Source organism: Agrobacterium sp. MCAB5 (assembly GCF_052114365.1).
Classification (GTDB): Bacteria; Pseudomonadota; Alphaproteobacteria; order Rhizobiales; family Rhizobiaceae; genus Agrobacterium; species Agrobacterium tumefaciens.
Window position 1 is genome coordinate 938,054 of sequence record NZ_JBFREP010000001.1, and the last position, 23,277, is coordinate 961,330.

The 23,277-nt window shown below is 59.9% G+C and carries 25 protein-coding genes; 7 read left to right on the forward strand and 18 right to left on the reverse strand.

From position 1 onward, the window contains the following. The first annotated feature begins 28 nt into the window (after positions 1-28). A complete protein-coding gene (gene recO, locus AB4Z23_RS04635; protein WP_025592903.1) occupies positions 29-793 on the forward strand; it encodes a DNA repair protein RecO in 765 nt (254 codons plus the stop codon). A 2-nt stretch (positions 794-795) separates the two neighbouring features. Here the strand turns inward: recO and AB4Z23_RS04640 are convergent, their stop codons facing one another. Further along, positions 796-2,010 (reverse strand): MFS transporter, encoded by a 1,215-nt coding sequence (locus AB4Z23_RS04640; RefSeq protein ID WP_112289729.1) that lies wholly within the window; start codon positions 2,008-2,010, stop codon positions 796-798. Positions 2,011-2,186: 176 nt separating this feature from the next. Here AB4Z23_RS04640 and AB4Z23_RS04645 point away from each other — a divergent pair, with 176 nt between their 5' ends. Further along, on the forward strand, positions 2,187-2,921 hold the full coding sequence (locus tag AB4Z23_RS04645) for a class I SAM-dependent methyltransferase (protein ID WP_112289732.1): 735 nt from the start codon (positions 2,187-2,189) through the stop codon (positions 2,919-2,921). A gap of 31 nt (positions 2,922-2,952) precedes the next feature. Here AB4Z23_RS04645 and AB4Z23_RS04650 read toward each other — a convergent pair whose 3' ends face one another. From AB4Z23_RS04650 to AB4Z23_RS04665, 4 genes are all read right to left on the reverse strand, one after another. Then, positions 2,953-3,795, reverse strand: coding sequence for an MOSC domain-containing protein (locus AB4Z23_RS04650; RefSeq protein ID WP_038490464.1), 843 nt, complete (start codon positions 3,793-3,795; stop codon positions 2,953-2,955). Positions 3,796-3,805: 10 nt separating this feature from the next. Beyond that, a complete protein-coding gene (locus AB4Z23_RS04655; protein ID WP_112289734.1) occupies positions 3,806-4,450 on the reverse strand; it encodes an HD domain-containing protein in 645 nt (214 codons plus the stop codon). Then, complete coding sequence (locus AB4Z23_RS04660) at positions 4,447-7,218, reverse strand: DUF2339 domain-containing protein (RefSeq protein WP_441360009.1); 2,772 nt, start codon at positions 7,216-7,218, stop codon at positions 4,447-4,449. The genes AB4Z23_RS04655 and AB4Z23_RS04660 overlap by 4 nt, the downstream gene beginning before the upstream one ends. Positions 7,219-7,457: 239 nt before the next feature. Further along, a complete protein-coding gene (locus tag AB4Z23_RS04665; protein WP_421476536.1) occupies positions 7,458-9,011 on the reverse strand; it encodes a VOC family protein in 1,554 nt (517 codons plus the stop codon). A gap of 292 nt (positions 9,012-9,303) precedes the next feature. Here AB4Z23_RS04665 and AB4Z23_RS04670 point away from each other — a divergent pair, with 292 nt between their 5' ends. From AB4Z23_RS04670 to AB4Z23_RS04680, 3 genes are all read left to right on the forward strand, one after another. Further along, positions 9,304-10,347, forward strand: a complete 1,044-nt coding sequence (locus tag AB4Z23_RS04670; RefSeq protein ID WP_421476538.1) for an ABC transporter substrate-binding protein — start codon at positions 9,304-9,306, stop codon at positions 10,345-10,347. Between the two features lie 88 nt (positions 10,348-10,435). Then, positions 10,436-11,224, forward strand: coding sequence for an ABC transporter ATP-binding protein (locus tag AB4Z23_RS04675; RefSeq protein WP_003512279.1), 789 nt, complete (start codon positions 10,436-10,438; stop codon positions 11,222-11,224). Next, complete coding sequence (locus AB4Z23_RS04680; RefSeq protein ID WP_003512280.1) at positions 11,221-12,039, forward strand: ABC transporter permease; 819 nt, start codon at positions 11,221-11,223, stop codon at positions 12,037-12,039. The genes AB4Z23_RS04675 and AB4Z23_RS04680 overlap by 4 nt, the downstream gene beginning before the upstream one ends. Positions 12,040-12,156: 117 nt before the next feature. Here AB4Z23_RS04680 and AB4Z23_RS04685 read toward each other — a convergent pair whose 3' ends face one another. The 9 genes from AB4Z23_RS04685 to AB4Z23_RS04725 all read right to left on the reverse strand — a co-directional run bounded on the left by AB4Z23_RS04685 (position 12,157) and on the right by AB4Z23_RS04725 (position 18,314). Then, complete coding sequence (locus tag AB4Z23_RS04685; protein WP_441360010.1) at positions 12,157-12,840, reverse strand: metal-binding protein ZinT; 684 nt, start codon at positions 12,838-12,840, stop codon at positions 12,157-12,159. 200 nt (positions 12,841-13,040) lie between these two features. Next, entirely contained in the window at positions 13,041-13,862 is an 822-nt protein-coding gene (locus tag AB4Z23_RS04690; RefSeq protein ID WP_441360011.1) for a mechanosensitive ion channel family protein, read from the reverse strand. 79 nt (positions 13,863-13,941) lie between these two features. Next, the gene (locus tag AB4Z23_RS04695) at positions 13,942-14,460 is read right to left on the reverse strand and encodes a tyrosine phosphatase family protein (RefSeq protein ID WP_019565367.1); all 519 of its coding nucleotides are present in this window, start codon (positions 14,458-14,460) and stop codon (positions 13,942-13,944) included. Next, positions 14,457-15,092, reverse strand: coding sequence for a YfbR-like 5'-deoxynucleotidase (locus AB4Z23_RS04700; RefSeq protein WP_421476542.1), 636 nt, complete (start codon positions 15,090-15,092; stop codon positions 14,457-14,459). The genes AB4Z23_RS04695 and AB4Z23_RS04700 overlap by 4 nt, the downstream gene beginning before the upstream one ends. 2 nt (positions 15,093-15,094) lie before the next feature. Beyond that, positions 15,095-15,943 carry a CAF17-like 4Fe-4S cluster assembly/insertion protein YgfZ gene (gene ygfZ / locus AB4Z23_RS04705; protein ID WP_421476544.1) on the reverse strand — a complete coding sequence of 283 codons (849 nt, stop codon included), beginning with the start codon at positions 15,941-15,943 and terminating at the stop codon, positions 15,095-15,097. Between the two features lie 190 nt (positions 15,944-16,133). Continuing rightward, positions 16,134-16,901 (reverse strand): hypothetical protein, encoded by a 768-nt coding sequence (locus AB4Z23_RS04710; RefSeq protein WP_112289737.1) that lies wholly within the window; start codon positions 16,899-16,901, stop codon positions 16,134-16,136. Between the two features lie 14 nt (positions 16,902-16,915). Then, the gene (locus AB4Z23_RS04715) at positions 16,916-17,173 is read right to left on the reverse strand and encodes a hypothetical protein (RefSeq protein WP_003496894.1); all 258 of its coding nucleotides are present in this window, start codon (positions 17,171-17,173) and stop codon (positions 16,916-16,918) included. A gap of 105 nt (positions 17,174-17,278) precedes the next feature. Beyond that, a complete protein-coding gene (locus AB4Z23_RS04720; protein ID WP_025592922.1) occupies positions 17,279-17,719 on the reverse strand; it encodes a TIGR02301 family protein in 441 nt (146 codons plus the stop codon). Between the two features lie 178 nt (positions 17,720-17,897). After that, positions 17,898-18,314 carry an NUDIX hydrolase gene (locus tag AB4Z23_RS04725; protein WP_003512297.1) on the reverse strand — a complete coding sequence of 139 codons (417 nt, stop codon included), beginning with the start codon at positions 18,312-18,314 and terminating at the stop codon, positions 17,898-17,900. A 106-nt stretch (positions 18,315-18,420) separates the two neighbouring features. Here AB4Z23_RS04725 and AB4Z23_RS04730 point away from each other — a divergent pair, with 106 nt between their 5' ends. Both AB4Z23_RS04730 and AB4Z23_RS04735 read left to right on the forward strand, forming a co-directional pair. Beyond that, positions 18,421-18,744, forward strand: coding sequence for a YnfA family protein (locus AB4Z23_RS04730; protein ID WP_025592925.1), 324 nt, complete (start codon positions 18,421-18,423; stop codon positions 18,742-18,744). A 10-nt stretch (positions 18,745-18,754) separates the two neighbouring features. Further along, complete coding sequence (locus tag AB4Z23_RS04735; RefSeq protein ID WP_421476546.1) at positions 18,755-19,516, forward strand: SOS response-associated peptidase; 762 nt, start codon at positions 18,755-18,757, stop codon at positions 19,514-19,516. Between the two features lie 75 nt (positions 19,517-19,591). Here the strand turns inward: AB4Z23_RS04735 and AB4Z23_RS04740 are convergent, their stop codons facing one another. The 4 genes from AB4Z23_RS04740 to AB4Z23_RS04755 all read right to left on the reverse strand — a co-directional run bounded on the left by AB4Z23_RS04740 (position 19,592) and on the right by AB4Z23_RS04755 (position 23,220). Continuing rightward, positions 19,592-20,884, reverse strand: coding sequence for a GGDEF domain-containing response regulator (locus tag AB4Z23_RS04740; protein ID WP_013635817.1), 1,293 nt, complete (start codon positions 20,882-20,884; stop codon positions 19,592-19,594). A gap of 401 nt (positions 20,885-21,285) precedes the next feature. Continuing rightward, the gene (locus AB4Z23_RS04745; protein ID WP_003496883.1) at positions 21,286-21,417 is read right to left on the reverse strand and encodes a hypothetical protein; all 132 of its coding nucleotides are present in this window, start codon (positions 21,415-21,417) and stop codon (positions 21,286-21,288) included. A gap of 172 nt (positions 21,418-21,589) precedes the next feature. Next, positions 21,590-22,459 (reverse strand): CDP-diacylglycerol--serine O-phosphatidyltransferase, encoded by an 870-nt coding sequence (gene pssA / locus AB4Z23_RS04750; RefSeq protein WP_003512304.1) that lies wholly within the window; start codon positions 22,457-22,459, stop codon positions 21,590-21,592. Positions 22,460-22,482: 23 nt separating this feature from the next. Beyond that, entirely contained in the window at positions 22,483-23,220 is a 738-nt protein-coding gene (locus tag AB4Z23_RS04755) for a phosphatidylserine decarboxylase (protein ID WP_076844018.1), read from the reverse strand. Between the last annotated feature and the right edge of the window lie 57 nt (positions 23,221-23,277).

Genomic DNA, 23,277 nt, shown 5'->3' on the forward strand with positions numbered 1-23,277 from the left:
GGCTTGAATCGGAATTCGGACAGATTTCATGCAGTGGCAGGACGAGGCAATCATTCTCGGCGTAAAGCGTCATGGCGAGACCAGCGTCATCGCCGAGGTGATGACCCGCTTGCGCGGCCGCCATCTGGGGATGGTGCGCGGCGGGCGCTCCCGCAGCATGCAGCCGGTGCTGCAGGCGGGAAACCGGGTGGATGTGATCTGGCGGGCGCGGCTTGACGACCATCTCGGCGAATTCCGCATTGAGCCTTTGCAGTTGCGGGCGGCGCAACTGATGGAAACGGCAACCGCCGTGTATGGCGTGCAGGCCATGGGCGCGCTGCTGCGGCTTCTGCCGGAGCGTGACCCGCATCCGCATCTCTATCAGGCGCTCGACGTCATTCTCGATAATCTCCACGATCCTGTTGATGCTGGCGAATTGTTCGTACGGTTCGAGCTGGCGGTGCTGAACGATCTCGGTTTCGGTCTCGATCTAACGGAATGCGCGGCAACGGGCCTGCGCACCGATCTCATCTATGTATCGCCCAAAACGGGCAGGGCGGTCTGTAGTACGGCGGGAGCGCCCTATGCGGCGCGTATGCTTTCGCTTCCCGCTTTCCTGAGCGAAGGTCAGTCGAAGGCCGCCGATCGCGACAGCCTCGCGGCCGCCTTCCGCCTCACCGCCCATTTCCTCAACCGCCATGTCTATGATCCACGCGGCCTCAATGAAAACGCCGCCCGCGACGGTTTCGTGCAGGCGGCGTTGAAGGCACTGGAGCGCAAGGCGGTGCTGCCTGCGCTCGATAAGGCGGTATAGCCTCAGGCCATTGCTGGCCGAGGTGCGGGTCGTTCCTGAATAGGCCAATGCACGATGGCCGCAAAAATCCCCATGCCGACGCCGAGCCACCAGACGAGATCGTAGGAGCCGAGCTTGTCGTAAAGGAAGCCGCCGAGCCAGACACCGAGGAACGAGCCGATCTGATGCGACAGGAATACGACGCCACCCAGCATGCCGAGATGGCGCGTGCCGAACATGATCGCCACCAACGCATTGGTCGGCGGCACGGTGGAAAGCCACAGGATGCCCATCACGGCCGCGAAGATGATGACCGAAAGCGGCGTTTGCGGCAGAAGCAGGAAAGCCGTGACGGCGATTGAGCGGGCGATATAGATATAGGCTAGCAGATAGGGTTTCGAGTAACGCTGGGCAATGACGCCGGCGGCCAGCGATCCGATGATGTTAAAGAAGCCGATCAGCGCCATGGCGATGACCGCATAGCGGGGTTCGATGCCGATATCGCCGAGATAGGCCGGAAAATGCGCGGTGATGAAGGCCACCTGAAAACCGCAGACGAAAAAGCCGGTGGTCAAAAGCAGATAGCTCTTGTGGCCGAGCGCTTCTCTTAGCGCCTCGCCTGCCGTCTGCTTGAATTGCGTCTGTGACTGGCTGCCGGACGAGGAATTGCCACGCATCGGATAGGCCAGCAGTGGCACCAGCATCATCATCACGGCAAGCCAGACGAGACTGTCCGACCAGCCATAGGTGGAAATCAGGCCCTGGCTGATTGGCGCAAACAGGAACATGCCCGCCGATCCCGCCGCGGTGCCGATGCCGAAGGCAAGCGAGCGTTGCTGCGGCGTAACATGCCGCGCGAAGGCCGAAAGAATGACGCTGAATGAACCAGCTGCAATGCCAAGCCCGACAAGCACGCCACCACCGAAATGCAGCCAGAAGGGCGAAGTGCCGAAGGACATGCAGATGAGGCCAGCCGCATAGAGAAAGCCGGAAAGCACGAGCACACGGCCGGTGCCGAATTTATCGGCGATGGCGCCGAAGAATGGCTGGCCTAGACCCCAGAACAGGTTCTGCAACGCCATGGCAAGCCCGAAGGTGGAGCGGTCCCAGCCGGTATCGGCCAGCATGGGTAGCTGGAAAAAGCCCATCGCCGAGCGTGGCCCGAAGGTCATGACCGCGATCAGCGACCCGGCGATGATAATGGCCCAGGGCATGGTTTGGCGTGTGGCTTGCGACATGAAACTCTCCCGATGCAGCACCTCGCCCCGTGGGACGCTGTGCCGCAAAATTCCCCTTTGATGAGAGGAATATTATCTTTTGCAAGGCTGCCCCACTAGCAACTTTTCTTGACGGCACTATTCGTGCGATTGATGAGACACTCACGTGAAATGCCATCGGGCAAGGTGAGGCAACGATGAAGCAGAATATTTACGACGACCCGCAGTTTTTCGAGCGCTACAGCGCCATGCCACGCTCTCTGGAGGGACTGCGTCAGGCGGGCGAATGGCATGAGCTGCGCGCCATGTTGCCAACGCTGAAAGACAAGACAGTTCTTGATCTCGGTTGCGGTTTTGGCTGGCATTGCCGCCACGCCGTAGAGCAGGGCGCGGCGCATGTCGTCGGGGTCGATCTGTCGGAGAATATGCTGCGCCGCGCCGCCGAGATAAACGGCGGCCCCGGCATCGAATATCGCCGCGCCGCGATCGAGGACATCGATTTTGCGTCGGAAAGCTTCGATCTGGTGCTGAGCTCACTCGCTCTGCACTACGTCCGCGACCTCGATGCGGCATTCGCGAGAGTTTTCTCCGTGTTGAAATCCGGCGGCGACTTTGTCTTTTCCATCGAGCATCCCGTGTTCACGGCGCTGGACAAACAGGACTGGTTCTACGGCGAAGATGGCGAAATACTGCACTGGCCGCTCGATAACTATCAGAACGAGGGCGTGCGCCATTCCAACTGGATGGCGGATGATGTCGTCAAATATCACCGCACGGTGTCAGGCATTCTCAACGCCCTGCTGACTTCAGGCTTTGCGATCACGCGGCTCGCGGAACCGAGGCCCGATCCCGCCCTGCTGGCGGAGCGGCCGGAGATGAAACACGAAGACCGCCGTCCGATTTTCCTGATCGTCGGTGCGAAGAAGCCTTGATACGAGATCGTGAGATGCATCGCCCGGCAGCTTAACGCCTCTTGATCGCCCAGCCGTCCGGCCGTTCCTCGACTACCTTTGCCACATCGCCAACAGCTAGCCTGCCTTTGCCGCGCGGTGTGACATTCCAGCCGAAGAGCGGGCCGGGTACGCGCCGGTCGCCGGACATGCGGATGCGGCCCATGGCCTTCATGGGGGAGGGTACATCGCGGGAGCCGGTTATTTGGTCCTGTGTCGTCATGATGCAGCGGGCGCAGGGCTTGACGAGGTCGAAACGGATGCCGCCGATCTCGATCGCCGCCCAGCGATCCTCCGCCCACGGCTCGTCCGTTTCCAGCACGATATTGGGCCGGAACCGCTCCATGCCAACGGCGTCCTCGCCATTTGCACGCATATTGTCGTTTAGGGCTGCAAGTGAAGCGGTGGTGGTGACGAGGATCTGGTAACCGTCCGCAAAGGTGACGGGCGTTTCGTTGCCGGTCCATTCAAGGCTCGCGATGCGTTTTGCGATGTCGTCGAAGAACACCAGCTTCACCTCGCGCCCAAGCCACTCAGACAATGTGTCGTTGGTTTCGCTATCGGCGATATTGGCGCTGACGATCGATTTCCACACGGCCACATCCATGCGCTGCCCGGAAGGCCTGGCGAAAATCTCGCCACCTGCTTCCCGCGAAAGCACCATGCCGCCATCCGCGTGCTGTGCCAGAACCGTGGCAATATCAGGCAATTCGCGCTGGGTGATGAAGTGGCCCGAAGGGTCGGTCAGCATGGCGCGCCGGTCGCCCGGCAGGCCTTCCGCCGAAACATCGCTTTTCGAGAGGACAATGCCGCGCGCGCTTTTCAGCGGGTAGATGTTGAGTTCGGTCACACGCATTCAGGTCTCCTCAGATTTCGTCGAGAAACAGGTCCAGCACCTGTTTCAGCCGCTCATGGCGGGCCTTTGCCAGTTCTCGCCCGGTTTCGGTGCGGAAACCATCCGCAAGCTTGAACAGCTTGGTTTCGAAATGGTCGATGGCAAAGGCGCGATCATCAAGCGGACGGTCCTTTGCCAGCGGATCGGCCGGGTCGTAGAGCGCCGAACCCATGCGTCCGGCAATATAAAAGCAACGCGCAGCACCCACCATGCCGATGGCGTCCAGCCGGTCGGCATCCTGAAGGATCTTTGCCTCCAGCGTCTGCGGCTCGATATTGGCGGAAAAACTATGTGTGGTGATGGCATGCGCGGCGGCGTCAATATCGGCCTGACGCCAGCCAAGCCTGGCCAGAATGCCGGAGGCTTTTTCCGCCGCAAGGCGTGAGGCCTGCGCGCGAAGCGGCGAGTTCTTCTCCACCGCCACGCAATCATGCAAAAGCACGCTGGCCGCAAGCACCGTGCCATCGCCGCCTTCGCCCGCATGGATGCGCATGGCGTTGCGGAAGACGCGGTGGATATGGGCAAGATCGTGCGAGCCGTCACCCGCATCGGCGGCATGCGGGATCAGGTCCTGCGCAAGCGCCGCATAGGGCGCAAAAGCCTCAGCCGGGATCATGTCTTCGGCTGCCGGGTGAGGATTTTCTGATAGAACAGACCGATACCGATCAGCACGGCGCCAAGCCCGATGAAGGACAGCGCCCGCAGCACGCCCTCAAGATTGCTCATGTCGATCAGGAATGCCTTGGCGACGGAGATCAGCACGAAGGCGGCGGATGCCAGACGCAGGCTGCGGGCATTGAAGCGCGAACCGACGATGAGCAGCAATACGCCGATCAACAGCCAGACCACCGAGTAGCTGTAGGTCTCGCCCTGCAGGAAGCCTTTCCAGTTGGCAATGTTTTCACCCTGCCAGAAGCGGCGGACCGAAAGCGTGGCCCAGGCAAAGCCAAGTGCGGCACCCGCCACGGCCAGCAGGCTGACATAGGCCGCAGGCCGCTTGCCGCGTGCGTAATAGGCAAGGCCGCCATAGGCAAGCGCCGGCAGCAGGTAACCGATCAGCAGCAGGTTGAGGAACGGGATGCGGCCGGTATTTTCGCCGGTGAAATAGGGGTTCAGCGTGAAGAAATGCATCACCAGCACGTTGATGACGGCGATAACGCCTGCAATCATCGAGCCGTAACGGAAGACGGGGCTGGGGCTCTTCAAATCGAGCGTCATCAGTACGCCTGAAAAACCGATGGTCAGCAGCGTATAGATCGACTGTTCGCCAAGCGTCGGCACGCTTTCGTCCAGTGTGCCGCCATTCATCGCATGGCGGATGAGGATTGCGACCGCCAGCAGGCCCATCAGGCTGGCGATGGCCTGCAGGAAGTTCTTTGCCCGGAAGCCCGGCCAGTCGCGCAGCATCCAGGCGGAGACGATAGCGAGCAGCGCCGGAATGCCGTAACCCGGCAGAAGCGCGTTGAAGACCGGCGTGAGCCCAAGATTTTGCGGCCCGACGATGGTCGGCTCCCAGGCGATGCGGCCGAGAACGGCGACGCTTGCAATCGCCATGACCCAGGGCAGCACATCCCAGTTGCGCTGGCGGGTTGCCAGCACATAACCGAAACCGATGACGGAAAGCAGTATGGTTGTCGTAAGCCCCTCAGTCAGCGTGTGCAGGCTTAGCGCGAATGCGGCAAAGGAGCCGAGCACGAGGATGTTGAGCGGCTTGCGATAGGCCTCGTTGTTTTGTCGGTGCAGCCATTCGGCAGCGGCGATCAGCACGAAACCGAGGCCGAGGCCATAGGCTGCATGCAGCCAGTCACGACCGAGATTTCCATATTCGACGAAGCTCGCGGTTCCGAGCCAGACCGGGAAGAGAGCTGCAATCCCCGCCCAGAGCTGGGCGAAATCCGGATCGTCCGCGCCCTTGCGTTTAAGGAAGGAAAAACCGCAGAGCAAAAGAATGGCGCCAAGACCAAGCGCCATGGCGATTTCAGCCATGTAGCCGGTTCGCACCGGCGGCAGCGCAATCGAGGTATCGTTGATGATGCCGATAAAATCGAGCCCGGAGCGAGACATCACCGAGACCGCAGCCTGCGCGCCAAGTGCTGCGATAATGGCGGGCCAGACCGCGTTGCGGCGGGAAGCACCAAGGGCCGCCAGCCCTGCGATGAGCGCTGAGACAATCACGGCCGGATGAAGGTCGATGCCTGCGCCGATGACGAGAAAGCTGAATGCCGGCAGGATCACGGCCATTGAGACGGTGAGATTGATGGCAAGCGACGGGCGCAGCAAAAGCCGCATGGCGCGAACGGCGCGCCGCCCGGAAGTTACGGTTTCTCCCGTTTCCGCAGGTGCTGCGTCGAAATAGCGTCCGGGCCAGAGGAAGATCGTACCCGCAAGCATGACGAGCAGCGCAAGGACCGGAGGTGCGGCACTGATCGTGTCGGCGATGGCGATATAGCCGAGCGCCCAGAGGCCGAGACCGGCATTGGCAAGCGAGGGAGCCACGGTCCAGCGCTGCCTGCGCGCGGCAGCAGCTGTCGCGAGCCAGGAGATCGTCAGGAAGATGAACAGCGCCCATACATCAGGCGTTTCGGTGGCGATCAGCGCAGGCGTCAGCATAGAGCCCAAAAGGCCAAGACCGGCAAGCGCCTGCCCATGCAGAAGTGAAAGGCCAATAGTGGCGAAGGCGACAAGCCCGAGCAGGATGAAAGCGGTGGTGGGGCTTATGTAGTCGTAAATGCCGTAGGCCGCATAAACCACGCCGAACAGCGTCAATGCGCCGGCGGCCGTCAGCACGCCCGGTATCATGGCGTTGGAATAGGTCGTAGCGATGCCCGGCACGGCCTTGCGGCGGATCGCCTCGCCGGCAAGCCCAAGACCGAGGCCGAAAATGGCGGCGAGCGAAAGCCGCACGGCCGGGCTCAGGAGCCCAGACTCGATCGAATATTTGATCAGGAAAATGCCGCCGAGCGCCAGCGCCAGCCCACCTGCCCACACTGCCCAGCGTGCGCCCAGCAGACTTTCGAAGCTTTCCTTCGGGGCTGACGCGGATGCGGCCTCAGTGGAACGCGCACTTGTCTCTTCCGCGCTGGCAAGGTTCTCCGCCGGCGCCATGGCCGCGGCCACTTCGGTTTCGGACGGATATTCCGTTTCGACGAACTCGTCTTCCGGCAAAGCCCGGTTTTCTTCTTCCGCCCTGAAATCCGGGTTTTCCGCGGCTGCATCCGCCTCCGCCTGTGCGGCAAGAGGAGAGGCCGCCCCTGTGGCCATCAGCCGCTTCAGGCCGTGAACCTCACGCTCCAGCGACTTGATGCGGCTTGAATTGCGGATGCTTGCGACCAGCGTATAGATGAAGGCTGCGATGACGGCGAGGATGAGAAACGGGATTTCCAAACAGACTCTCCAATTACTAAGCTGTTTTTAAAGCCGTTTTGGCGAATTTATGCAAGGCTTGGTTGAGGGATGCGGGAGGTTGCCGTTTGTTTCTTCCGCCCGCCGGGGAGACGGTGGCCCGAAGGGTCGGATGAGGGGAAAACGTTGCCCAATCTCACGGCCTTTGCCCCTTATACCGCTGCCGTGGCTCTGCCCGGCGGGGGAGAACAAACCACGAGGCAACGCAGTATCGTCAGATGTCACGCCGCAAGCCAGTGCCGTGCCGCTTCGATATCGGCAAACCCAAGATCGTGACCGTCATCGATCATTTGCACTTCTGCCCGCGCGCCGCCGGCCACAAGCCTGCCTTGCACATCTGCCGCTCTGTCGCGATATTTGTCGCGTTCTCCGGCTACGAGCAGGAAGTTGCGTCCGGTAAGATCACTTTCCGGCCATCTATCGAGAATCGGCAACGGGCGATAAAGCAGCGCATCCCCGGCAAGCTCCGGGTAGAGTGCCGCAAAGGCCGCATAGAAATTTGCGCCGTTGGAATGGCCGATGAAGCGCAGCTTAGAGCGATCCAGACCATAGGACCGAATGGCGCCGTCAATGAAGGCGGCAAAGGCTTCCGCTTCCGAGACGATATCCTTCTGGTCGAAGCTGAAATCGGGCAGACGCCGGAACCAGCGGGCAATGTCTTCCTCCGTGCTGCGGCCACGGACGCCGAGAAGCGTGGCGCCCGGAGCAGCCCGGTGCGCCAGCGGCATCAGGCTGGTTTCACTGCCGCCGGAACCGTGCAGCAGGATAATGGTGCTGCCATCCGGCTTCTCGGGCGTATAGAAGCGGTGCACGAAGGGCAGGTCGCGATAGACGATACGTTCTTCGCCCGGCATCGAAAATTGCGGCAGCGCAACGCGCACATCCGCTTCGTCCTTCATGAAGAGTGGCGGGATGAACAAATTTTCGCCGAGTGCCTCCAGCGGTTCGTCCACGGTCATGCCGGGAGCGTCGGTCGCCATTTCAATCAGCACGCCGCCCGGTTCGCGGACATAAAGCGAGTGGAAATATTTTCGGTCGTGGGCATTCGTGGTGCTGGAGTTCAGCGATTTCAGCTCCGCCAGAACCGCGTTCAACTCTTCCAGATCCTTCGCGCGGAAAGCGATGTGGTCAACAGTGCCGGTGCCCGGGGCGCTGGACCAGAAGCCGGTCGCGTCGCGCACGTCGATGATGTCGCCGCTTTGCGATATGAGCCGGCGGATCGCGCCTGTCTGGCTTTCCTGCCGGTAGCCGAAATATCTTGTAAGGAACGCTACGGTTTCTTCCGGTACCTCGCTCAGCATCGTCGCGCCATAAATCCGGCGAATGGCGTCTTCTTCCGGGATGTCGTTTGTCACATGCGGCGTGGCATCGGCGAAGGCGTTCGTGCCGACCAGCTTGACGATCAGGCCGTCAGGGTCTTTCAACCGGATGACAGGGGTTCCGAATTCGTCGGATGGGCCCTCCGCGCGGATGCCGAATTTCAGCGCGCGCGTCAGCCAGAAACCAATGCTGGCAGGGTCGATCGCCAGTGAAACTTCCAGCGTCTGGCCATAACCCACGCGGCCCTGCCCACCGTCTTCCCAGACGAGGAAGGTCAAAAGCGAGCCGGGCGAGGCGTTTCCGTCGCCGTAAAGCAGGTGAAGCTGCATGGCATCTTCAAAACCGGCAGTGCGTTTGACAAGCCTTAAGCCCAGAAAGCCGGCGTAAAAATCGACATTCGCCTGCACCTTCCGGGTGATCATCGTGATGTGGTGTATGCCCAGTGCAGAATTCATCTTGCCGTCCCCGCCGTTTTGCCTGCTGTTTGTGGCCCTATTTGTCCCACGCTGCGCCTGATCCGCAACCCCGGCAAGTGAGAACGCTGTGTTCGCTGCGTGAACGATATTGCTGTCGCTTCGTTGCATGCGGGATGGGCAAAAATCGGGCTTTTTGCCTGCCGGTTGACCAAGAATGCCTTTAAAATAAGCATACAAAATAACGGCTATTTTGTATGCAATTTTATCTTGCCTTGATGGCTGGAATTGGGTCTTATGCAACCAATCCAACCATAACCATCAGGGGGAACAGATGATATTAACGCGTAGGTTGTTGTCGAGAGCTCTGGCCATTGCTGCAGTCGGTGCCGCTGCCGGGCTGTCGCTGCCGGTAACGAGCGCCCATGCCGAAACGCCGGTGAAATTCACGCTCGACTGGAAATTCGAGGGACCTGCAGCAGGTTTCCTGCTGGCGTTGGACAAGGGATACTTCAAGGCCGAAGGCCTCGACGTGACGATCGACAGCGGCAACGGCTCGGTGGAGGCCATTCCGCGCGTGGCAACCGGCGCTTACCAGATGGGTTTCGGCGACATCAATTCGGTGATCAAGTTCCTCGATGAGGATCCGAGCCAGAAGGTCAAGGCCGTTTACATGGTCTATGAACTCCCGACATTTGCCGTCGTCGGCCGCAAGTCGCTTGGTGTCACTGGCGACCCGAAGTCGCTGGAAGGCAAGAAACTCGGCGCGCCGCCGCCGGATGGCGCTTTTGCGCAATGGCCAGCCTTCAAGCAGGTCGCGGGGCTGGACGACAGCAAGATCAAGATCGAATCGATCGGCTTTCCGGTGCGTGAGCCGATGCTCGCGAAGGGTGATGTCGACGGCGTCTTCGGTTTTGCCTTTTCGGTGATCCTCAACCTGAAAAAACAGGGCATTGCCGATGACGATATCTCGACCATCCTGATGGCCGAGCATGGCTTGAATCTTTATGGCAATGCTGTGCTGGTAAACACTGATTTTGCTGAGAAAAACCCTGATGCCGTCAAGGGTTTCCTCAAGGCGCTGGCCAAGGGCTTCGCCGATTCCGTCAAGGCCCCTGAAGAGGGTGTGGCGGCCGTGCTCAAGCGTAACGAGACGCTCGACAGCGCGATTGAGCTGGAACGCCTCAACATGGCCAACAGCATGAACATCAAGACGCCCTATGTGGTGGAAAATGGCATGGGCGGCGTCGATCCGGCCCGGCTTGCTGCCTCCCTCGAGACCCTGAAAGTTTCCATGGGTCTGAAAGGTAACGTCAAGGCAGAGCAGGTCTTCGACGCGGCTTACCTGCCGCCCAAGGAAGAGCGCATGCTTCCCTGATTGATGTCACGGCGACCGCCCGGATCGCTTGCCGGTCCGGGCGGTTTGCAATTTTTAAATAGCATGGGGGGCTGAAAAGGGGACTGCGATGTCACATCTCGTGGAAATAGACAATGTCGACATGCGTTACGGCGGGGCGGCCGGAACGCTGGCTGTATCCGGCCTCAACCTGACGGTCGACAAGGGGGAATTCGCTGCTGTCGTCGGCCCGTCGGGTTGCGGCAAGTCGACCCTGATGAAGCTGGTAACGGGGCTGCACATTCCGCAAAAGGGCAATGTTATCGTGGCCGGTCGGCAGGTCACGGAACCCGTGTCCATTGTCGGCATGGCGTTTCAGAACCCGACGATGCTGCCCTGGCGCACGACGCTCGAAAATATCCTGCTGCCGCTGGAGATCGTCGAGAAACACCGCCGGCGTCTGCGCGCGCATAAGGCCGAATATGTCGCCAAAGCCGAACGCCTGCTGGAAATCGTCGGCCTCAAAGGCTTCGGCTCGAAATTCCCCTGGCAGCTTTCCGGCGGCATGCAGCAGCGCGCCAATCTCTGCCGCGCATTGATCCACGAGCCGGACCTTCTCATGCTGGATGAGCCCTTCGGCGCGCTCGATGCCTTTACCCGTGAGGAACTGTGGTGCGTCATCCGCGATCTGCATACGGCGCAGCGGGTTACCATCATTCTGGTGACGCACGATCTGCGCGAAGCGACCTTTCTCGCCGACAAGATTTTCGTGATGAGTGCAAGGCCGGGCCGCGTTCTGGCGGAGCACCGCGTGCCTTTTGCGCGGCCGCGCCAGCTGGATATCATGTATGACAAGGGTTTCAACGACATGGTGCAGGAACTGCATGGCGAGATAGCGCAGGCGAGGGTGGCGGCATGAGTGCGTTTGTGGAAAGCAGCATGGCAACCGCGCCGTCGAAACCGCTGATCGCCCGGGTCAACTGGGTGAAGGCCGCCCCCTGGCTCTATACGCTGGCGCTGTTTGCAATGTGGGAATTGCTGGTTTACGCGCTGAAAATGCCGCCAACCATTCTGCCGTCGCCCGTGCGTGTGGGGCAGGCCATCGTGCAATATTGGTCGCCGATCTGGAAGAACTCACTGCAGACGCTCTATACCACCACGCTCGGTTTTGCGATTGCCGTCGCGGCGGGTCTCGCCATCGGCCTCTTTATCGGCTGGTCGAAAACCATCTATGCCGGGCTTTATCCGCTGATGATCGGTTTTAATGCCATCCCCAAAGTGGCGCTGGTGCCGATCCTCGTCATCTGGTTCGGCATCGGCACTGTTCCTGCGGTTCTGACTGCGTTCCTGATTTCCTTCTTCCCCATCGTCGTCAACGTCGCGACCGGTCTGGCCACCATCGAGCCGGAAACGGAGGACGTGCTGCGCGCACTTGGCGCCAGGAAGATGGATATCATGCTGAAGGTCGGCATTCCGCGCTCCATGCCTTACTTCTTCGGCTCGCTGAAAATCGCCATCACGCTCGCCTTCGTCGGCTCGGTCGTATCGGAAACCGTCGCCTCCAATTATGGCCTCGGTAATATGATGAGTTCGGCGCAAAGCCAGTTCAACGTCCCACTGGTCTTTGCCGGTCTGTTGATGCTCGCCGTGGAAGGTATCGTCATGTATGCGATCATGGCCTGGCTCGAAAAGCGCATGACCGGCTGGGCGCATCGCTCGACCATGGGGCAGTGAGCGGGGAAAGGGCCGCATCAACTCGCATTGGTTGCCTTCTCCCCACTGGGGGGAAGGCGAAATCGTGACAATTCAAGGTTTGACCACAGGCTGCGGAAAACCAGGAAGAGTGCGGTCTTAATGCGCCGCCATTTCCTCGACGATCTCAGGGCCATCCATCTGGAACGGATAATAGGTTGGCCAATTGGTCACCTCGTCCAAAAGTGCCTTGCGGTCATTGCCCCAGTAGAGGTGGTAATGGCCGGCTTTTTTAGGCGCGATGGTGTGATCGCTGAACTGAATGAATTGCGGTGCATCCGCATCGCCGCCGGTCTTTTTGAACATGTACCGCACGCCGCGATTACCCTTCTTGTAGGTCAGGATTTCCTGGCCGTCGCTGACATAAGTGCCTTGCGTTGGTTTGCCTTCCTTATAAAACGCCACGTTGTCGCCCTTGATGGTGATGCGATTGACATCCGTTTTGTAGCCAATTTCGTAATAGGCACGATATTCGGCTGCTGTCTTGTCGCCGTGGGCTGCCTTCTCCGCCATGATCCCATCGAGAGAACCATTCAGCAGATAGGGATAGACTGACTGCCAGTCACCTTCCCAGTCTGAAAGCATGCGTGGCTTCACCTGCGCATCCTCGAAGTAACCCTTGTAGATCTGTTTCTCGGCTTCGGTCTGGCCATGGCTGTGATCGTGGCTGTGACTATGCGCGGTGGACGTCTTGTCTTTTCCGGCCGCCAGTGCCGGGGCTGTCATCAGCAGCATGGAACCGATTGCAAGCGCGCCGGTGACGCGGGTGATGGTTTTTTGCATTCTTCTGGCCCTTATGTGGTTATAAATCGAAGGGTAAGTTATGTAATAACATTACGCATAGGTCGTATAAACACGCCCTTCGCCAGACGCAAGAGCGCCTGCCGCCACCCTTGCGCGAAAAATGGTGAAAGCCGGCTCAGGGCCAGCTTTCATATGGGAAAAAGTTGTATGGAGAAGTGAGCGGCTGGGACGCTCCCAATTCACGCGGTTTGTGCGGTTAATTCCGCCTTGCGCTCATCGAAAGCGAGCTTCATTGCCTTCGTCACGTCGCGCGTGGTTGCGAAGTAGTTGTCGCTGCGCGCCCAGTAGCGCAATTTCACGGTGGCGCTGTCGGCGCTGACCGAATCCACGAAGGTAACGGGTGCGGGGTCCAGAAGTACCCGGCTTTCCGAGCGCACCACACGCATCAGCATGTCCTGCGCCGCAGCCAGATCCTCGTCGCTCTTAACCGTCAGGCTCAATTCGTGGCGGCGTGAGGGAAGGCGGCTGTAATTGGTGATCGGCACGTTCCACAGGGTGGAGTTTGGCGCAAGGCGGTAAAGCCCATCGCTGGTTTTAAGCTCGGTCGCAAACAGGCCGATTTCGATCACCGTGCCGCTAACGGCGCCAGTCTCGATATATTCGCCAACCCGGAAGGGACGCAGCACCAGAAGCATGATGCCGGCGGCGATGTTCTGCAATGTGCCCTGAAGCGCCAGGCCGATGGCGAGGCCGGCAGCGCCGAGTGCCGCAAGAATGGAGGCCGTCTGTACACCAAACTGGCCAAGCACCATGACCAGCACCAGAATAAGCACCACGTAACGCATGGCACCCGCAAAGAAACCGGCAAGCGTCGCATCGAAGCCGCGGATGCGGGACAGGCCCTGAAAAGCCCAGCGCTGCAGGAAAGTCGCGGCCAGCCAGCCGATGATCAGAAGCAGCAGCGCACCGATGATCGAAAAGGAATATTGCACTGCCAGCGTGCTCGCCTGCCGTACCGCTGCCTGCGATGCGACGATGATATCCGTTGCCTGTTGTTCCATAAATTATCCCGTGATTCTTATTGCTGTTCTACTTTGGTAACGACTGGATGCCGCAGGGGTTCCGCCAAAAACGGAGCCGTCAGTTGGAGAGAGGCAGCACGAAGGGTACGTTGCCGTCCGTATCCGCGCCCCTACCGATCGTCTTGATTGCCGCCACCAGCCTGCCATCCCGCCCAAGCAACCGGTCACCGATTGCGATGATGCGGGCATTGGGGGTGGCGTAAGGTGAGGCGGTGCGCAGGCTGAGCGCAAGCGCCATCTCGTCCTGATCCGGATAAAGGCTGAGTGCTGCAATGACGGCTGCGGCAGGAGAGCGCGACACGCCCATCCAGCAATGGATGAGAAGCGGTGCGGACTGGTCCCATTCGCGGGCGAAATCGATCAGCCGCAGCACATGCGCATCGTCAGGCGCGATGAGATCGCCGGTGCCCTTGAAGCTGATGTCGTTCATCGCAAGGGTCAGGTGCCTTTCGGCTGAGATCACCGCCGGGCGGTGAAAGGTCTGCTCCTTTGCTATCAGCGTCACCATTTCACGGGCTTTGTGCTTCACGGCCATTTCCGCGATCCGCGACAGCGGCGATACGACGATAGAAGTCATTTAACCCCTCCAGCCGCGTTGCCGGTTTTGACCACGCGCATCGCCTCGATCGCCTCGAAGCGTTCAACGAACCGCTTCTGCGCCTCGGTCGAGGGAAGCGGGATAATGTCGAACATATCGCGGGTGATGCCGCGCGGCAGGCCGAAGAATTTCTGTGCCTCGGCAATGGAAAAACCGGCAAGCTCCGTCGCCTCGAAAAAGGCGGCAACCGTATCGGCTTTCTTGATGCGGTCCTTCAGTTCGCGCGAGGCATGCGGCGGCAGGCCAAAGCGCAGATGCACGGCCGCTTCCAGCCTTTTCTCCACGGTTTTATAACCGCCGCCGACCACGGATTTGAACGGCGAGATCATGTCGCCGATGACATATTCCGGGGCGTCGTGCAAAAGCGCCATCTGCATATCGTCGGGCGTCGCATTCGCACATATGCGGCAGAAAATGTTCTCCACGATGAGGCTATGCTGGGCGACGGAGAAGGCGTGATCGCCGCGCGTCTGGCCGTTCCAGCGGGCGACGCGGGCAAGACCATGGGCGATATCGGCGATTTCTACGTCGAGCGGTGAGGGGTCGAGCAGGTCGAGCCGCCGTCCAGAAAGCATGCGCTGCCAGGCGCGCGGACTTTTAGTGGGCGCCACGCCTATTCCTCCGCCTGTACCGCAGGATCGACGACGGGGAAGGAGATGCCGCTCCAGGCCGGCAAGGCCACAGTCACTGGAACATTCTCGGCAATGAGCGGCGTGGCGGAGGCGAGCGCATCGGCAACGCGGTCTGTCCGCACGATGGCAAGTCCCGTGTTGCCGCAAACGGTTCCAAGCGCCCCGACCGGTTTTCCATTGGCGGTGATTTCGGTTCCGGTTGCGGGAAGCGCGCTTTCAGCCGAAACGGTGACGACCCGCCGTCTTGCCGTGCCGCGATGTTTCATGCGCGAGACGACTTCCTGACCGACGAAGCAACCCTTTTTGAACGAGACGCCGTCATTCACATCCATCAGCACATCATGCGGAAAAGCATCCTGCAACGCGTAATCCCGGCCGGATTCGGCAATTCCGTACTCAATGCGCAGGGCATCATATGCCGTTATGTCGCCCGAGGCCGAAGCACCCGGCACGCGGAACAGATTGACGCCGGCCTTGTCGAAACGGCCGTCCTTCGCGCCCGCCTCCGGCACGCTTTCGCTCCAGAAAACGCTGACGCCTTCTATTGGTTCGGCCTTGAGATCGACGGGCGCGCGCAGCTTGTACATGGTCAGGCGGCGCAGCAGCGCATCCTGTTCGGCAGCGCCCGATTCGATCAGATAATCCGGCCCATCGCGCGCGATCAGGAAATCGAACAGGATCTTGCCCTGCGGCGTCAGAAGTGCCGAGGCGCGCGCCTCGCCTTGCGGCAGGTTTTCAACATCGGCCGTGATCAGATTGTTCAGAAACTCTTCGGCACCCGTGCCGGAAACTCTGATCAGGCGGCGGTCGGCAAGAAAGGCGGAAGGCATGGCATCACCGTTCGGTTCATCGAAAGCATTTCCGGCCAGGGTCGCTGAGGGCTGCCCGAGGCAATCTGCAGAAATGCTCTCTTTTTGTTTTCGCGCAGTTTCCTTTGCAGAACCGCGACGCGCTTCTGCTGAATTGCTCATGCCGCGCAGTTAGGATTTTTGCAAAAGAACGGCAAGCACCGCCGCGCGATCAATCGCCGGCGGTGAAGAACTTCCACTTGCCATCGGGCGAAATGCCGATGCGGTAAAAGCTGTAATTACCGTATTCCTGCATATCAGCCAGATCGCCCGCCGTGATGATGCGCAGCAGCTCGACCTTTTCCGGCGCGGTCAGCGTATTGAGCGGCTTTCCGGAGAAATAGGGGAAAACATAGGCTTCATCCGGGGTGCCGGCGTCGACATGGGCATAACCCGTGGAAAGCAGATCGATGATGATCGCCAGCACTTCCAGACCGTCCGGATCGCCGGAATAGCTTTTCAGCGCAGCTATAGGGTCGTCGCTGTCATTGCCGTCGATACGGAACTGCTTGTCGCTGGCGGCGATGAAAGGCCGCAGTTTTTCGATATCGCCCGAAGAGGCGGCGTCGATGATCTGCTGGCGAAGCTTGCGCACAGCTTCCGGCGCCTTTGAAATATCATGCTCGATAACGACCGACATTTCCGGCGTGTTGCCCGGCTTGGCCGGTTGCTGGGTCGATTGACCGGCGGAACGGTCGACCAGAGGGTCGGGCAGGGGAATGCCGTCCGAATCACCTTCGATCTCGTCGGGCTCAGGAGCCTGGGGCCGTTGCGGCTGTTCGCCACTTTGGGTTTGCGGCTCGCCTTCGGTATTTTGTGCGGGTTTCAGCTCGGAAAGCGCAAAGGCGCGGCTGGGCAAGCCAATGGACCCGGCGGTCAAGGCAGCCAAGATGGACAGCATGGCGGAAGAGCGCAAAAGCCCCTTGCTCAGGCAAGACATGACAGACCCCGACTTTACTGTATCACGCGCTGCGGGGAAAATTCGCCTTCAAGCATGCGCTGGCGCAGCGATTCCAGCATTGCTTCAGCACCGGCTTCGCCGTGCATACGGATGGTTTCGCGCATGGCCAGAGCGATTGCGGCATCGGCGATGATCTCCGGCTCGATGCCGTCGGCCATGCCGTCAGCCCATGCCTCGTTCTGGTGTTCCAGAGCGACCTGCATCTTTTCATGCACGATCATGTCGTCGATTTCGTTACGGCTCGTCTGCATTTTTCATCCTCGACAGGGCGGGCAAGTCCTTACCACCCTGTTAACAACACTAGCAGCCTTTTATCAAAACGGCACGGGCTGCGGCGAAAAGAGGTTAACAATCCGCTAATTTCCGAACCTGGACGCAATTTCCTGGGCGAGTGTTGCCCCTTCGTTACGGTAGCCCTCTTCTGCCATGACGGCGGCGCGTGTGCAACTGCTGTGGATGGCCGCAAAGGAACGATATCCACGGTTGAATGCAGCCGTCATGCGCTGGCGCCTTTCAGGTTCGTTGGCCGTATCGGCCGCCAGAAGATCGCTCATCGATTTGCGCCAGTCCTCCGGACCGGAGGAAGGGCACAGGGTTCTCAGATATTGCACCGCCCCCAATATCTCCGACAGCCGTGCCAGCCTGTCGTCATAGGGAGCGGGTTTGGGCGGTTGTGCTTCCGGCGGGCGAACCTCACTGGAAGCAGCCTTCGAAGGCTGCGCATGAGCGACGCCGTCTTGCCCGGCGAGTGCAAGAATGGTCAGGAAAAAAGACAGGAAAATGGTTGGCCGTATCAAAATTTTATTCTGCCCCACACATACTCGTGAACACCCGGCGGGCGGATTGGTCCTAAAGCCATCGCGGTCTTTCAGACCGCCCCGTCAGCTTTAGGTCTATATCATCTCGTTATCGCAAAACTGCTGCACAGTGTTGCGCGACATCCTCTAGATAATAGCGATTCTGGCTGGCTGGCAATCATGCAAGCAGCCGCTCGGCGCATTCGACGACGCTTTCCGGTGCCGGCAACCGGCGGATTTCCGACAATGTGAACCAGCCCGCATCCGCCGCGTCGTCGGCCGCCGTCACCGCCGGGTCCGCATCCGTTTCCACGGTAAAGACGGAGAGGAAATAGTGGCTCGTCAGCGCACCCTCGGGGTCGCGCGACGGCAGGTCATAGGTCGCAAACAGCTGCGGTTTACGCGCGACGATACCGGTTTCCTCCTGAAGTTCGCGCAGCGCCGTCTCGGCTGGCGTTTCACCCTCTTCGCCGCGCCCGCCCGGAAAGGCGAACATGTCTTTCGACGGAGGATTTATACGGCGCACGAGCAGAAGCCGATCTCCATTGCGGACGATGGCAGAGGAGGCGGGGCGGGGCTTGATACGAAGGGTCATGAATGGTTTCGCTTGTTTCAGCCGTCTTGGGCCTGTCTATATTGGTCCGGGAATACCGATGGTATATTCGGGAATCGGATCGATTGTGCACGCAGAAGACGGTGGAATGAAGGTCTATCTTATTTATGCCCTGGCGGCTGGTGCGGAAATCGCCGGTTGCTTTTCCTTCTGGGCCTGGCTGAAGCTTGGCAAGACAGGCTGGATATTGCTTCCAGGCATGCTGGCGCTCGCCGCTTTCGCCTGGGCTTTGACGCTGGTGCCGACCGAGACCGCGGGCAGGGCCTATGCCGCCTATGGCGGGATTTACATTGCCGCATCGCTTCTCTGGCTCTGGGGCGTTGAGGGGCAAGTACCGGATAGATGGGATATCGCTGGCGGTGCCGTCTGCCTCGCGGGCACGGCTATCATTTTATTCGGTCCCCGGGCCTGAGGAGCAGACAATGTGCGGACGTTTCGTGCTCAAAGCGACACCGGAAGAGATTGCCGATTATCTTGACCTGATCGGCCTTGAAGATTTTCCTGCCCGTTTCAACATCGCGCCCACACAGCCGATCCTGATCGTGCTGGAGGGTGAACGGCAGCAGCGCGGCAGTAACCTGCCCAACCGTCGGGCCATGCTGGTGCGCTGGGGTTTTCTGCCCGGCTGGGTCAAGGACCCGAAGGATTTTCCCCTGCTCATCAATGCGCGTTCGGAAACGGCCGTCGGCAAGGCATCCTTTCGAGCTGCCATGCGCCATCGCCGCGTGCTGGTGCCTGCCACCGGCTTTTACGAATGGCGCCGCCCGCCGAAGGAGGAGGGCGGCAAGCCGCAGCCCTATTTCATCCGCCCGAAGAACGGCGGCATCGTCGCCTTTGCCGGCCTCATGGAGACGTGGTCTTCCGCTGACGGGTCCGAGGTCGATACCGGCGCCATCCTAACCACCGCTGCCAACGCCGCGATCGGCCGCATTCACGACCGTATGCCGGTGGTAATCGCGCCGGAGGATTTCAGCCGCTGGCTGGATTGCAAGACGCAGGAGCCGCGCGAGGTGGCCGACCTGATGCGCCCGGTTCAGGATGATTTTTTCGAGATGATCCCGGTATCGGACAAGGTCAACAGGGTCGCCAATGTCGGCGCTGACCTTATCGAGCCGGTGCCGGAAAGCGCGCCGCTCGCGAAAATGAGGCTACCTAAGGATGACGGCCAGATGTCATTGTTCTGATGTGGTTGCTGGCATTCGAGGCTGGTCATCGCGGATCGACCCGGTCACTCCACAGTTGACCATCCTGCGCCCGTCTTACCCGTTCCGCCCGATTTTCTGCAGGCCTTCCTGGATCATGATGTCGGAATAGACGCGGTTGCGGCCGTTCGCCTTGGCGAGGTAGAGCAGCTGGTCTGCGGCATTGAGCTGATTGTCGAAGGGTTCGCCCTTTTCGATTTCCACGACGCCGAGCGAAATCGTCAGCGCCAGGCTGCTGCCGCTCAGCTGGCGGCCGTTCTTTTCGACGGCGCCGCGCAGCTCCTCGCAGAATTGATAGGCGGCATGCGCATTGAGCCCACGCAGGAACACGGCGAATTCCTCGCCGCCAAGGCGCGCGGGAATGTGGCGCTGCTCATGGCACATGTCGTGCAGCAGTTCGGCAAGCTTCTTCAGCGCCCTGTCGCCGGCATCATGCCCCAGCGTGTCGTTGATCTTCTTGAAGTGGTCGATGTCGAGAATGGCAACTGCGCCGTTCTCGTCATTGTCGTTGATGACGTCCATCAGCGCCCGCGTACGCTCGAAGAAAGAGCGGCGGTTCGGCAGACCGGTCAGATGATCCCGCTCTGCCAGTTCGCGCAGCCGTTTCAGCTGTTTCAGCGTTTCGATATTGTTGTCGATGCGGCACTGCAATTCTTCCGGCACGAAGGGGCGGTAGACGAAATCCGATGCTCCGGCCTTGAGGAAGCTTGCCGAAAGCAGCCGGTCCGTGGAGGACGAGATGCCGATGACCCGCAGGTCTTCCGAGGAACGGCTGTCGCGGATGCGGCGCGTCAGCTCGTAGCCGTCCATGTCAGGCATATGGTAATCGGTGATGACAAGCTGAATCGATGGGTCCTGCGACAGGATTTCCAGCGCCTGCTTGCCCGAATGGGCTTCGCTGACCCTGAAATTCTGCCGTTCGAGGATTTCCACGAGGCCGGAACGCGCCGTCCGCACGTCATCCACTACCAGCACGGAAAACAGTCTGTTGGTCAAAATCCGGTCGACCGTTTTCACCACGGCATCAACGGTGCGATGGCCATCCTTGACGATGTAGTCGATGATCTTCTTTTCGGCGTAGCGCTTGCGCGCCTCCTCATCCACCGTGGCGGTGAAGACGATCGCCGGCACCTTGTGGTCGGCAAGAAGTGCGAGAATTTCACCCTTCGGCGCATCGGGCAGATTGAGACCGGTGAGTGCCAGCGTGAAATCATGGGCGCGCAGCAGAATATCGGCCTGCGCCATGCTGTCACAATGGATCACTTCGGCTGGCGTTTCCTCCGAAAGCCGCGACTTCAGCAGCATGGAAAGAGCAACGGAATCTTCAATCAGAAGGATTTTATCCTGCATGCCGTATGAAGCCCCCCATGGCCCGTCTTCGTTGGTTTTCCCGCAACATCCGAATTGGTCCGATACCGCCTGTCAACGGCATCGAAAATCGGCCTTGTTCGCTGTAGCAGGAAGAATCGCTAAAGTAGAAATTTTTTTGATGCTCAGTAGTCGATGCGAGACTATCCGTACAGTCGTCCCGTGGAAGTCGAATACTTTACTTCGTTTTGGTTGCAGCTTCGTTACAGATCGGGAAGTTTTATAAAACAGGCCGGTTACGCGGTTCTCGATGGGGGCCGTACAAACGGAGACGGCGCTAATATTAGCGCCGCACATTTATCCGGATGTTTTTTCGGATTGACCGTTACATCGCAAAGTCTGCGAGGCCTTGGATGCTATGCTTTTAAGAAAAGCGAATGTTTTCAAGCGGTTTTGGCGGCGGGCTTGCGCTTCAGCATCAGGGCTGCGGCCGCAACGGCCTTCAGTCCGAGCGGTCGGTAGTGGCTGTTGAGGTCGGGCTTCGCCTGCGGCTGTGCCTTCGTCTCGTTCGTCATTTCTCTTTCTCCACAATTCACGTCAATCGCCGTTTCGATACGTGTGAGCTACTTCTCTCGTGGGTAATCTTGACGGATTCGAGGCGAAAGAAAGCGAAGCCCGCTTTTCGGGCTGCGACATTTTGTGTCACATCAAACGACGGTTCGTGGGAGAAAAATAATACCTGCGGTTTCAAATACCGCGATCAAGGCCGTTGCCGCCATTGGCATCGTCATGCGCGTCCTCCTCAATCGTCAGCGTGCCATAACGGCGGTGCCAGAGGCGGGCGCTGATGGGGATGAACACGAGATAGGCAGCAACGGTCAGAACCAGTACCTCCCAGGTGAAGCTCATCAGCATTGCCACGTAAAGCACGACGACGAGGATCATCGGCAGCACCAGATCGCGGCGAATGCGGCTGGTACCTGACTTCCCCGACCAGACCGGCAGGCGGCTGATGAGAAGATAACCGATCAACACGGTGTAGGCGGCGGCGATATAGGCGAAGGGCTTGCCTGGCTCGACACCAAGGAAGCCGAGATAAACAGGCAGGAGCACCAGCATGGCGCCCATCGGCGCCGGAACGCCCACGAAAAATTCGTTCTGCCACGGCGCCTTCACCGGGCGCTCGATCATGACGTTGAAGCGCGCCAGACGAAGGCCTGCGGCAATCACGTAGATGAGGGCGGCGATCCAGCCGATCGAACGCGCCTGATCGAGCATATAGATATAGACGACGAGGGCAGGGGCGACGCCGAAATTGACGATGTCGGCCAGACTATCCATCTGTTCGCCGAATTTGGATGTCGCCTTCATCATCCGGGCGATGCGCCCGTCGATGCCGTCGAGGAAGGCGGCAAGCAGCACCATGCCCACGGCCAGCTCGAACCGGCCTTCAATGGCAAGGCGCACGCCGCTCAGGCCCGCGCAGATGGCCAGAACGGTGATGAGGTTGGGTATCACGAGGCGAAAGGGAATTTCCCTCAGGCGCGGCCCACGGCCGCTGTCGTTGCGGCCCTCATGTTTTCCGTTCTGTTGCGGCTCCGAGATCGGCGTTTCCATGGCGCATGCCCTTCCTGTTTTCGTCAGCCGCGACGGCTAAGGACCGGACCCTTGGCGGAGCCGAACTCGGCCAGAACCGTTTCGCCGGCAATTGCCGTCTGGCCCACCGAAACGCGCGGCTGAAAACCTTCGGGAAGGAAGATATCGAGGCGCGAACCGAAACGGATAAGACCGAAACGCTCGCCGGCATCAACTGGTTCATTCGGCTTGACCCAGCAGACGATACGGCGGGCGACCATGCCGGCAATCTGCACCACGCCAACCTTGCCATGCGCTGTCTCGATGACGAGGCCGTTGCGCTCATTGTCTTCGGAGGCCTTGTCCACTTCCGCATTGAGGAAGAGGCCGGGGCGGTAGGCGACATTGACGATGCGGCCGCGCACGGGCGCGCGGTTCACATGGCAGTTGAACACGTTCATGAACACCGAAATGCGCACCATCGGCTCCTTGCCGAGTTCCAGCTCCAGCGGCGGAACGACGGTCTGGATGGCGGACACCTTGCCATCGGCAGGGCTGATGATCAGGTCGTCATCCTGCGGCGTCACGCGCTCGGGGTCGCGGAAGAAGTAGGCGCACCAGGCCGTCAGCACCAGACCGACCCAGAACAGCGGTTCGGATATCCAGCCGAGCACCAGCGATGCGACGAAGAAGGCGGCCACGAAGACGTAGCCTTCCTTGTGGATCGGTACGATGGTGTTGCGAATGGTGTCGAACAGATTCATAAGTTTCCTTGCTCCGGTTTCCGCCTGCCGCGTCTGCATATGGTCGTGATACGACATCATCCATACGGGCATGCGACAAAGTTCGCTTAGCTGGTT